Genomic DNA, 11,802 nt, shown 5'->3' with positions numbered 1-11,802 from the left:
GGCTCGGCCCGTGCCGGGACGCCGCGCGGACGCGCGACGACGACCCGCACGACGGCCCGCGCGACGGCCCGCACGACGGCCCGCACGGCGTCGGTCGGGCGCAGCGGGCGCCCGCCTGCGCGCCCTGCCCGGGCCGCGCGCGAGCCGGGCCGCCCCGAGCGACGCCAGCGCTGGCTGATCGTCGTGGCGGGGCTCGTCACCACGCTCTTCGTCGCCCAGCTCGTCAACGTCCAGGTGCTGCGCGGCCCGGCGCTCGCCGCGGAGGCGCGCGCCGACCGCACCCGGAGCTCGACGCTCCTGGCCCATCGTGGGGACATCACCGACGCGGACGGCGTCGTGCTCGCGACCTCCGTGGACCGGTACACCGTCGCGGCGGACCCCCTGCGGATCGCCGACTTCGAGCCCCGGCCGGGCGACCTCGTCGACGGCGAGCCGCTCCAGGAGGGCGGTGCCGTGGGGATCGCGAAGCTCCTCGCGCCCCTCCTCGGCCGCTCGGCGGTCGAGCTCGCGGCGGACCTCGTCGGCACGTCGCGGTACCTCGTCCTCGCCAAGGACGTCACGCCCGAGGTGCAGCGCCAGATCGCGGACCTGCGGCTCTCGGCCTGGGTCAGCACGACGATGACGAGCGAGCGCACGTACCCCGCGGGGACCGTCGCGGGGAACCTCGTGGGGTTCGTCGACGCCGAGCAGGCCGGTGCGGGCGGGATCGAGGCGTCCTACGACGACGTGCTCGCCGGCACGCCCGGCTCGCGCGAGTGCGAGGCCGGGCTGGGCGGGCAGCAGATCCCGACGGGCCGGTGCGAGGTCGTGGACGCGGTGCCCGGGCGCAACGTGCAGCTCACGGTCGCGCGCGACGTGCAGTGGAAGGCGCAGGACTCCGTCGACCGCGCGGTGAGCGAGACGGGCGCGGACTACGGGATCGCCGTCGTGCAGGACGTCCGCACGGGCGAGGTCCTCGCGCTGGCGGACTCCGGGACGGTGAACCCGAACGACCGCTCGACGGACGCCGTGGCGCACGCGAGCCGGGCGGTCTCGAACGTCTTCGACCCCGGCTCGACGGGCAAGGTCGTCACGATGGCCGCGGCGATCGAGGGCGGCTACGCGGACGCCGGGACGCAGTTCGAGGTCGCCGACCGCTACACGACGCCGAACGGGCAGACGTTCAAGGACTCCCACGACCACCCGGTCCAGCGGCTCACGCTCGCCGGGATCCTCGCCGAGTCGTCCAACACGGGGACGGTGCAGGTGGGCGAGCAGATCCCGAAGCAGGTCCGCTACGACTACCTGCGCAAGTTCGGGTTCGGCGAGAAGTCCGGCCTCGGCCTGCCGGGGGAGTCCGCCGGCATCCTGCACCCCGCGGACGAGTGGGACGGACGCACGGAGTACGCGGTGCTGTTCGGCCAGAGCGTGTCCGTCAACGCGATCCAGGCGACGAGCGTCTTCTCGACCATCGCGAACGGCGGGCTGCGCGCGACGCCCACCCTCGTGTCGGGCACGACCGACGAGCACGGCGACCTCGTGCCGGCGGACCGGCCCGACCCGGTGCGCGTGGTCTCGCAGGAGACGGCGGACACGGTGCTGCGGATGATGGAGTCGGTCGTCGAGGAGGGGACCGGGTCGAGCGCCGCGGTGCCCGGCTACCGGGTCGCGGGCAAGACGGGGACCGCGGAGGCGGCCGGCGCGGACGGCCGGCTGTCGGGGATCATGGCGTCGTTCATCGGCGTCGCGCCGGCGGACGACCCGCGGTTCACGGTCGCGGTCTTCCTCAAGAACCCGCGCTCGTCGATCTTCGGCGGCGTGGTGGCGGCCCCGGTGTTCTCCGAGATCATGGGCTTCACGCTCGAGCACGAGGGCGTGCAGCCCAGCACCGAGCCGTACGTGCCCATCCCGACGACGTGGTGAACCTCACCGTCCGGGCCGCCGCCGGTGAAGGTCCGGTGAAGCGTGGGCCGCGGCGCCGCCCGGTGCCGTCCGCCTTGCCGGGGTGCCGCTGCGGGCACGGTAGGTTCTACACGTGACATCCCCGATCGACCGTCTTCGTCCTGCCGCGACCACCCGCCGGTCGGTCGAGGACCTGGCAGCACGGTTCGGGCTCGACGTCCGCGCAGGTGACGGACCCGACGACGGGTCGTCGCCGGGCGCCGTGGAGGTCTGGTCGGTGGCGTCCGACGACCGCACGGCGGACGAGGGCGACCTGTTCGTCGCGCTGCCCGGCGCCCGCGCGCACGGGGCGCGCTTCGCGCCCGCCGCGGTGGGCCGCGGTGCCCGCGCCGTGCTCACCGACGCCGAGGGCGCCCGGCTGCTCGCCGGGCAGGGGATCGCCGTCCCGGTGCTCGTCGCCGCGGACCCGCGGGCCCTGCTCGGTCCCGTGGCGGCCTGGGTCTACGGCAACCCCGCGCACGACCTCACGACGTTCGGCGTGACGGGGACGAACGGCAAGACGACCACGACGTACCTCGTCGACCACGCGCTGCGCGCGCTCGGCTGGACGGGCGGGCTCATCGGCACGGTCGAGATGCGCTCGGGCGACCGCGTCCTGCCCAGCCGGCTCACCACGCCCGAGGCGGCCGACCTCCAGGCGCTGCTCGGGGCGATGCGCGAGGACGGCGTGCGCACGCTCGCGATGGAGGTCTCGTCCCACGCGCTGGCGCTGCACCGGGTGGACGGCCTCGTGTTCGACGTCGTGGGCTTCACGAACCTCAGCCAGGACCACCTCGACTTCCACGGCGACCTCCAGGAGTACTTCGAGGCGAAGGCGCTGCTGTTCACGCCCGAGCACGCGCGCCGCGGCGTCGTCGTCGTGGACGACGCGTGGGGCGAGCGCATGGCCTCGGCCGCACGGATCCCCGTCGCGACGCTGCGCGTCGCACCCTCCGCGGCGGGGGAGGGCGCGGACGCCGACTGGACGGTCACCGACGTCGAGCCGCTCGTCGCCGGGGGGACGGCGTTCGCGCTGCGTCACCGCGACGGCCGGGTCCTGCGCACGACGACGTCCCTGCCCGGGTCCTTCAACGTCGCCAACGCGGCGCTCGCGCTCGCGCTCGTGCTCGAGGCCGGGACGGACGCGCGCGACCTGCAGGCGGCGCTCGACGCCGGCGGCGGCCTGGCCCCGGCCGTGCCGGGCCGCATGGAGGTCGTCTCGCGGCCGCCGCACCGCCCGCGCGTGGTCGTCGACTTCGCGCACAACCCCGACGCGCTCGCGCTCGCGCTCGACGCGCTGCGGCCGACGACGCCGGGCCGGCTCGTCGTCGTGTTCGGCGCCACGGGCGACCGCGACCGCGGAAAGCGCCCCACGATGGGCGGCGTCGCGGTCGAGGGCGCCGACGTCGTCGTCGTCACGGACGACGACCCGCACGGCGAGGACCCGGCGGCGATCCGCGCCGAGGTGCTGCCGGGCGCGCTCGCCGCGCGCGACGCGGCTGCCGCGGCGGCCGAGCCGCGCGACGTCGTCGTGCTCGAGGTCGCGCCGCGCGCCCGGGCGATCCGGGAGGCCGTCGCCGCCGCCGGGCCCGACGACACGGTGCTCGTCGCGGGCCGTGGCCACGAGGTGTGGCAGGAGATCGCCGGCGTGGACCACCCCCTGGACGACCGCGTCGAGGCGCGCGCCGCGCTCGAGGAGCGCCCCGCGCCGACGCCGCCCCACGACACCCCCGACGACCTGAAGGAGCACCACGCATGATCGAGCTCACTGCGGCGCAGGTGGCCGCAGCGACCGGCGGACGCCTGTCCGCCGACCCTGCGGTCCGGGTCGGGGGACCCGTCGTCGTCGACTCGCGCCGGGTCGGACCGGGGTCGCTCTTCGTCGCGCTGCCCGGTGAGCACGTCGACGGGCACGACTTCGCCGCGGGTGCGGTCGCGGCCGGCGCGACGCTCGTGCTCGCCGCGCGCGAGCTCGACGTCCCGTGCGTCGTCGTGGACGACGTCCAGGCGGCGCTCGGCGAGCTCGCGCGCCACGTGCTCGCGACGCTGCGCGAGCGCGGTGACCTGCGCGTCGTCGGGGTCACGGGCTCCGTCGGCAAGACGACGACCAAGGACCTCCTGGGCCAGCTCCTGCGCCCGGAGGGCCCGACGGTCGTCCCGCGCGGCTCGTTCAACAACGAGATCGGCCTCCCGCTCACGGTGCTCGAGGCGGACGAGACCACGCGGTTCCTCGTGCTCGAGATGGGCGCGAGCGGCGTCGGCCACCTCACCTACCTCACGCGCATCGCGCCGCCCGACGTCTCGGTCGTCCTCGTCGTGGGCAGCGCCCACCTCGGGGAGTTCGGGGGGATCGACGCCGTCGCGCGCGCGAAGGCGGAGATCGTCACGGGGCTCGCGCCGGGCGGTGTCGCCGTGCTCAACGCCGACGACCTGCGCGTCGCCGCGATGGCGGACGCCGCGCCGGGCGAGGTCGTGACGTTCGGGACCATCCCCGCGGCCGACGTCCGCGCCGAGGACCTCGGGATCGACCGCACGGGCCGCGCGTCGTTCACGCTGCGCGTGCGCCCGGGCGCGTCGGCGGGCGCCGACGAGGGGCGCGCGCGCGTGACCCTCGGGCTCGTCGGCGAGCACCACGTGACGAACGCGCTCGCCGCGGCCGCGGCGGCCCTGCGCCTCGGGGTCGCGCTGCCCGGCGTCGCGGCGCGCCTGTCCGACGCGCGCGCCCTGAGCCCGCACCGGATGCAGGTCACCGAGCGGCCCGACGGCATCACGGTCATCGACGACTCGTACAACGCCAACCCCGACTCGATGCGCGCCGCCCTCAAGGCGCTCGCCGTCATGGCGGGTCGCGACCGCCGGTCGGTCGCCGTGCTCGGCGAGATGCTCGAGCTCGGCGACGACTCGCGCGTCGCGCACGACGACATCGGCCGGCTCGTGGTCCGATTGAACGTCAAGCTGCTCGTCGTGGTCGGCGAGGGTGCCGGAGGCATCCACGACGGCGCGACCCAGGAGGGGTCGTGGGGTGACGAGACGCGCTTCGTGCCCGACGTCGAGGCCGCGTCCGCGCTGCTGCGCGAGGAGCTGCGGGAAGGGGACGTCGTGCTCGTGAAGGCCTCCAACGGGTCCGGGCTGTGGCGGCTCGGCGACGAGCTCGCCGCGGCGGGTACCGCGCGGGGAGGGGACCACGCATGATCGCGATCATCGTCGCGGCGGGCGTCTCGCTGCTCGTCGCCCTCTTCGGGACGCCGCTGTTCATCCGGTTCCTCGTGCACCGCAACTACGGGCAGTTCGTCCGCCAGGACGGGCCGACGGCGCACTTCACCAAGCGCGGCACGCCCACCATGGGCGGCGTCGTCATCATCGGCGCGACGCTCGTCGGCTGGGCGCTGTCCTACGTCGTGTCGGGGCGGTTCCCGAGCGTGTCGGCGCTGCTCGTGCTGTTCCTCATGACGGGGCTCGGGATCGTCGGGTTCCTCGACGACTTCACGAAGATCCGCAAGCAGCGCAGCCTCGGCCTCACGGCGCGCGCGAAGATCGTCGGCCAGGGTGCGGTCGGCATCGCGTTCGCGGTGCTCGCGCTGCAGTTCCCCAACGAGCACGGCCGCACCCCCGCCTCGACGCGCATCTCGTTCCTGCGCGACACCAACCTCGACCTCGCGTTCGCGGGCGCGACCGTCGGCCTGGTCCTCTTCGTCGTGTGGGCGAACTTCCTCATCACGGCGTGGTCGAACGCGGTGAACCTCACGGACGGGCTCGACGGCCTCGCGACCGGCGTCTCGCTCATCGTCTTCGGCTCGTACGTGCTCGTGGGGATCTGGCAGCTCAACCAGACGTGCCAGCGCCTCGCGTCGGTGGGGCCGAGCTGCTACGAGACGCGCGACCCGCAGGACCTCGCGATCGTCGCCGCGGCGATCGTCGGCGCGTGCTTCGGCTTCCTGTGGTGGAACGCGAGCCCCGCGAAGATCTTCATGGGCGACACCGGGTCGCTCGCGCTCGGCGGCGCGCTCGCCGGCCTGTCGATCCTCACGCGCACCGAGTTCCTCGCGCTCATCGTCGGCGGCCTGTTCGTCATCATCGTGCTCTCCGACGTCATCCAGATCGGTTTCTTCAAGATGACCGGCCGGCGCGTGTTCAAGATGGCCCCGCTGCACCACCACTTCGAGCTCTCCGGGTGGGGCGAGGTCACGATCGTCATCCGGTTCTGGCTCATCGCCGGCCTGTTCGCCGCGCTCGGCATCGGCATCTTCTACGCCGAGTGGGTGGTCGGCTAGTGGCGCGCGACCCGCACGACCTCGCGGTCCCGCTCGACCGCGCGCGCGTCGTCGTCGCCGGCCTCGGGGTGTCCGGCCGTGCCGCCGCGGCGGCGCTCGCGACCCGGGCGGCCGCCGTCGTCACGGTGGACTCCGGCGCGGACGACGCGGACCTGCGCGACGCCGCGGACGTCGACCTCGCGGCGACCGACCTCGTCGTCGTGTCGCCGGGCTGGCCCCCGAGCCACCCGCTGCTCGTCGCGGCGGGGGAGCGCGGCGTGCCGGTGTGGAGCGAGGTCGAGCTCGCCTGGCGCCTGCGGGTCGACGGCCCGGCCGGGCGGCCCGCCCCGTGGCTCGCCGTCACCGGCACCAACGGCAAGACGACGACCGTCGAGATGCTCGACACGATCCTGCGCACCGGCGGGCTGCGCGCCGCGGCCGTGGGCAACGTCGGCACGCCGGTCGTCGAGGCCGTGCTCGACCCCACGCTCGACGTCCTCGCGGTCGAGCTGTCGAGCTTCCAGCTCCACTTCACGCACACGACCTCGCCCGAGGCCGGCGCGGTGCTCAACGTCGCGCCCGACCACCTCGACTGGCACGGCGGGCTGGACGCGTACGCGGCCGACAAGGGCCGGGTCTTCGAGGACGCCCAGGTCGCGTGCGTGTACAACGTCGCGGACCCGCGCACCGAGGCGCTCGTGCGCGAGGCCGACGTGGTCGAGGGCGCGCGAGCTGTCGGCTTCACGCTCGGCGCCCCCGCGCGGGGCCAGCTCGGCGTGATCGAGGACGTCCTCGTGGACCGCGCGTTCCACGCGCCCGCCGACGCGCCCGACCGGCACTCCCACGCGGCCGAGCTCGCGACGCTCGGCGACCTCGCGCACCTCGCGGGCGCGGACGGCGTCGTGCCCGCGCACGTCGTGGCGAACGCGCTCGCCGCGGCCGCGCTCGCGCGCGCCCACGGCGTCCCGGCGGTCGCGGTGCGCGACGGCCTGCGCGCGTTCCGCACGGGCTCGCACCGCATCGAGCAGGTCGCGGTCGTCGACGACGTCGCGTACGTCGACGACTCGAAGGCGACGAACGCGCACGCGGCGTCCGCGTCGCTCGCCGCGTTCGCGCCCGGCACCGTCGTGTGGGTCGCGGGCGGGCTCGCGAAGGGCGCGTCGTTCGACGAGCTCGTCGTCGCGCGCGCGGACCGCCTGCGCGCCGTCGTGCTCATCGGCGTCGACCCGGAGCCGTTCGCCGGGGCGCTCGCCCGACACGCGCCCGATATCCCGGTGGTCCGCGTCGATCCTGGCGACACTGGGACCGTGATGACCCGTGCCGTCGACTCCGCGCGCCGCCTCGCCCAGGCCGGCGACACCGTCCTGCTCGCGCCCGCGGGCGCGTCGATGGACCAGTTCCGCTCGTACGCCGAGCGCGGCGAGGCCTTCGCCGACGCGGCGCGCGCGCTGCGCCCCGACCACGGGTAGGCCGGGCCGGCCATGACACAGACCGCGAACGGACGAGGGGCGCCGTCGACGCGCACGACCCCGCGCGCGGGAGCGGGCCGGACGTCGTCGCGCGCCCGGGGGACGTCGCCGGCGCGCACCGGTGGGCGGCCGCGCACGACGCCCGCGCGCACCGAGCGCCCGTGGCTGGGGCAGTGGAACAGCACCGTCACGAGCTACTACCTGCTCGTCGGCGCGACCGCGCTCCTGACGATCGTCGGTCTCGTCATGGTGTTCTCGAGCTCGGCGGTCACGCAGATCGCGGCGGGCAAGTCGCCGTTCGACGCGTTCCTCGACCAGGCGAAGTTCGCGCTCATGGGCCTGCCCGTGCTCCTGGTCGCGACGAGGATCCCGGTCGCCTGGTACAAGCGCCTCGCGTGGCCCGCGCTCGTCGCGGCCCTGGGACTGCAGATGCTCGTCTTCACCCCGCTCGCCAAGAGCGTCAACGGCAACGCCGGGTGGATCGACCTCGGCGTGTTCACGTTCCAGCCGGCCGAGGTCGCCAAGCTCGGCCTCGCGCTGTGGCTCGGCGCGGTGCTCGGGCGCAAGCAGCGGCTGCTCGGCCAGTGGAAGCACGTGGTCGTGCCCGCCGTCCCGGTCGCCGTCCTGGTGATCGGCCTCGTGCTCGCCGGGCACGACCTCGGGACCGCCCTGGTGGTCATGGCGCTCGTCGCCGGCGCGTTCTTCGTCTCGGGCGCCGACGGGCGGCTGCTCGCCCTCGGCGCGGCGGTCGCCGCGTTCGTCGTGGCGTACGTCTTCATCCTCAACCAGGACGGCGGCGACCGGCTGGGGCGCATCCTCGCGACGTACCGCGAGTGCACAGACACGCTCGGCGAGTGCTACCAGTCCCGGCACGGGCTGTGGGCCCTCGGCACGGGAGGCTTCACGGGCGTCGGGCTCGGTGCGAGCCGGGAGAAGTGGAGCTACCTCCCCGAGGCGCACAACGACTTCATCTTCGCGGTCATCGGCGAGGAGCTCGGCCTGCTCGGGACGCTCCTCGTCCTCGGCCTGTTCGTCATCGTCGGGGTCGCGACGAGCCGGATCGTGCGGCGCCACCCGGACCCGTTCGTGAAGATCACGACGGCCGCGATCGCGTGCTGGATCGTCGGGCAGGCGTTCATCAACATCGGCGTCGTCATCGGGCTCCTGCCCGTGATCGGCGTCCCGCTGCCGCTCGTCTCCGCGGGCGGCTCGGCGCTCATCATGACCATGGCGGCGCTCGGCGTGCTCATCTCGTTCGCGCGGACGGAGCCCGGCGCGGCCGAGGCCCTCGCCGCGCGCGGGAGCGTCGTGCGCCGCTCGCTCGCCGTCGTCGGCCGGGCGGCGCCCCGGCGCCGGACGCGGTGAGCCCGCCCCCGGCACGGGCGGTTCGGACCACAGACAGGACGCGGCGGCTGCCGCAGGGAAAGGACGACGAGGTACGTGACGACGATCGGTTCGGTGGTGCTCGCGGGCGGCGGGACGGCGGGGCACGTGAACCCGCTCCTCGCGGTGGCGGACGAGCTGCGGGCGCGTGAGCCCGGCGTGGTGGTGACCGCGCTCGGCGTGGCAGGCGGGCTCGAGGACGACCTCGTCCCGGCGCGCGGGTACCCGCTGCGGTACGTGCCGCGCGTCCCGCTGCCGCGGCGCCCGAGCGCCGAGTGGGTCAACCTGCCCGGCCGGCTGCGGTCGGCGGTCGACGCGGCGGGTGCGGCGATCGACGAGACCGGCGCGCGTGTCGTCGTCGGGTTCGGCGGCTACGTCTCGACCCCCGCCTACCTCGCCGCGCGACGCCGCGACATCCCCGTGGTCATCCACGAGCAGAACGCGCGCCCCGGCCTGGCGAACCGCCTGGGCGCCCGGTGGGCCGCGCGCGTCGGCGTGACGTTCGAGGGCACGCCGCTCAAGGGCGGCGTCGTCACCGGGCTGCCGCTGCGCCGCGAGATCCAGGACCTCGTGACCGCGCGCGCCGCCGACGCGGACGCCGTGCGCGCCGACGCCGCCGCGCGGCTCGGGCTCGACCCGCGGGCACGCACGCTCGTCGTGACGGGCGGGTCGCTCGGCGCGCAGAGCCTCAACGAGGCGGTGTCCGGAGCCGCGGACGCGCTCCTCGGCGCAGGCACCCAGGTGCTGCACCTCACCGGCAAGGGCAAGGACGCGGCGGTGCGCGACGCCGCCGCGGCCGCCGTCGCGGCCCACCCCGGTGCGCGGTACGACGTGCGCGAGTACCTCGCGGAGATGCAGCTCGCGCTCGCGGTCGCCGACGTCGTCGTGTGCCGAGCGGGTGCGGGCACGGTAAACGAGCTCGCGGCGCTCGGCATCCCCGCGGTCTACGTGCCGCTGCCGATCGGCAACGGCGAGCAGCGCCTCAACGCCGGCCCGGTGGTCGCCGCGGGCGGTGGCCTGCTCGTGGACGACGCGCAGCTCGACGCGGCGTGGGTCGCGCGCGAGGTCCCGGCGCTCCTGGGCGACCCGGCCCGGCTCGACGGCATGGCCCGCGCCGCCGCCGGCGCGGGCGTGCGCGACGGCGCCGCGCGGGTCGCCGACCTCGTCGCCGACGCGGTCGCCGCGGCCGGGCAGGGCGGGGCGCGCTCGTGACCCGCCGGGACGTCGCGCGACCCGTGCCGCTCGGGGAGCTCGGCACGGTGCACCTCGTCGGGGTCGGGGGAGCGGGCATGTCCGTGGTCGCGCGCCTCCTCGCCGCCCACGGGGTGCGCGTGCAGGGCTCGGACGCGCGCGAGAGCGACGCGCTCGCGGCCCTGCGGTCCGACGGCGTGCGCGTCTGGGTGGGCCACGACGCGGCGCACGTCGCGGGCGCGGACACGGTCGTCGTGTCGAGCGCCGTGCGCGAGTCGAACCCCGAGCTCGCGGCCGCGCGCGCCGCGGGGCTGCGCGTGCTGCACCGCTCGCAGGCGCTCGCGTCGCTCATGGCGCGCGGCCGGTCGGTCGCGGTCGCGGGCGCGCACGGCAAGACGACGACGTCGGCGATGATCGCCACGGTCCTGCGCGGCGCGGGGCTCGACCCGTCGTTCGCGATCGGCGGCACCGTGCTCACCGCGGACGGGCCGGTCGCGGGCGGTCACCTGGGCTCCGACGTCCTCGTCGCGGAGGCCGACGAGTCGGACGGCTCGTTCCTCAACTACGCGCCCGACGTCGCCGTCGTCACCAACGTGGAGCCCGACCACCTCGACCACTACGGGTCGCGCGCCGCGTTCGAGCAGGCGTTCGTCGACTTCGCGGCCCGGATCGTCCCGGGGGGCACGCTCGTCGCGTGCGCGGACGACGCCGGGGCCCGCGCGCTCGCCGCGGCGCACGCGCGCGACGGGGGCGCCGTCGTCACGTACGGCGCGTCCGCCGACGCCGACGTGCGGGTCTTCGACGTCGCGCCCACGGACGACGACGGGCGGCCGGGCGTCCGCGCGATGCTCGCCGGGTCCGTGGGCCCCGCGACGCTCGACGGGCTCGAGCTGCGCCTGCGCGTGCCGGGCCACCACAACGCGCTCAACGCGACCGCGGCCGTCGTGACGGCCGTCGTGCTGGGCGTCGACCCGGGCACGGCGGTCGCCGCGGCCCACGGGTTCCTCGGCACGGGTCGCCGGTTCGAGGAGCGCGGCAGCGCGGGCGGCGTGCGCGTCGTCGACGACTACGCGCACCACCCGACGGAGGTCGCCGCGCTGCTCGCCGCCGCCCGGCCCGTCGCGGCCGGCGGGCGCGTGCTCGTGCTGTTCCAGCCGCACCTCTTCTCGCGCACCGCGACGTTCGCGCGCGAGTTCGCGCGCGCGCTGGGCGGCGCGGACGAGGTCGTCGTGACGGGCGTGTACGCCGCGCGCGAGGAGCCCGACCCGACGGTCGGCCCGCGCACGATCACGGACCTCATGGACGGCTCCGCCGTCGTCGTGGCCGCGGTGGACGACAGGGTCGAGGCGGCGCGGCGGGTCGCCGACGCGGCGCGCCCGGGCGACCTCGTGCTCACCGTGGGGGCCGGCGACGTCACGGAGCTGGGCGACGTCGTCCTCGCCCGCATCGCCGAGCGCGCCGACGGCGCCGCGGCACCTGCCGGGGGCGAGGCCTGATGCGCCCGCCGCCGCGGCCCCGTCCGGCCGCGCCGCGGCCGTCGCGGTCGGGCGGCGGCGAGCGGGCGGGCCGCCCGCAGAACGGGACCCCGG

The 11,802-nt window shown here is 76.1% G+C and carries 8 protein-coding genes; all 8 read left to right on the top strand.

The window, feature by feature from the left end; translation table 11 throughout:
- Positions 1-1,902, top strand: a 1,902-nt coding sequence (locus tag GYH36_RS17610) for a peptidoglycan D,D-transpeptidase FtsI family protein (RefSeq protein WP_162290524.1), incomplete at its 5' end; no start/stop codon positions are given.
- A 112-nt stretch (positions 1,903-2,014) separates the two neighbouring features.
- Positions 2,015-3,679: a UDP-N-acetylmuramoyl-L-alanyl-D-glutamate--2,6-diaminopimelate ligase gene (locus GYH36_RS17605; protein WP_024840624.1), complete on the top strand. Its 1,665-nt coding sequence runs from the start codon at positions 2,015-2,017 to the stop codon at positions 3,677-3,679.
- Positions 3,676-5,112, top strand: a complete 1,437-nt coding sequence (locus GYH36_RS17600; protein WP_162290523.1) for a UDP-N-acetylmuramoyl-tripeptide--D-alanyl-D-alanine ligase — start codon at positions 3,676-3,678, stop codon at positions 5,110-5,112. Before GYH36_RS17605 ends, GYH36_RS17600 begins: the two co-directional genes overlap by 4 nt.
- Complete coding sequence (gene mraY, locus GYH36_RS17595) at positions 5,109-6,191, top strand: phospho-N-acetylmuramoyl-pentapeptide-transferase (protein WP_162290522.1); 1,083 nt, start codon at positions 5,109-5,111, stop codon at positions 6,189-6,191. Before GYH36_RS17600 ends, mraY begins: the two co-directional genes overlap by 4 nt.
- Positions 6,191-7,639: a UDP-N-acetylmuramoyl-L-alanine--D-glutamate ligase gene (gene murD / locus GYH36_RS17590; protein WP_115942412.1), complete on the top strand. Its 1,449-nt coding sequence runs from the start codon at positions 6,191-6,193 to the stop codon at positions 7,637-7,639. Before mraY ends, murD begins: the two co-directional genes overlap by 1 nt.
- A gap of 12 nt (positions 7,640-7,651) precedes the next feature.
- A complete protein-coding gene (gene ftsW / locus GYH36_RS17585; RefSeq protein ID WP_115942413.1) occupies positions 7,652-9,004 on the top strand; it encodes a putative lipid II flippase FtsW in 1,353 nt (450 codons plus the stop codon).
- A 75-nt stretch (positions 9,005-9,079) separates the two neighbouring features.
- Positions 9,080-10,234 carry an undecaprenyldiphospho-muramoylpentapeptide beta-N-acetylglucosaminyltransferase gene (murG, locus tag GYH36_RS17580; RefSeq protein ID WP_162290521.1) on the top strand — a complete coding sequence of 385 codons (1,155 nt, stop codon included), beginning with the start codon at positions 9,080-9,082 and terminating at the stop codon, positions 10,232-10,234.
- A 77-nt stretch (positions 10,235-10,311) separates the two neighbouring features.
- Positions 10,312-11,709 (top strand): UDP-N-acetylmuramate--L-alanine ligase, encoded by a 1,398-nt coding sequence (gene murC, locus GYH36_RS17575; RefSeq protein WP_081772328.1) that lies wholly within the window; start codon positions 10,312-10,314, stop codon positions 11,707-11,709.
- Positions 11,710-11,802: the final 93 nt, after the last annotated feature.

Source organism: Cellulosimicrobium composti (assembly GCF_010287905.1).
GTDB classification, from domain to species: Bacteria; Actinomycetota; Actinomycetes; order Actinomycetales; family Cellulomonadaceae; genus Cellulosimicrobium; species Cellulosimicrobium composti.
The sequence above is the reverse complement of the archived record's forward strand: the minus strand, read 5'-3'. Positions and strand labels throughout refer to the sequence as shown.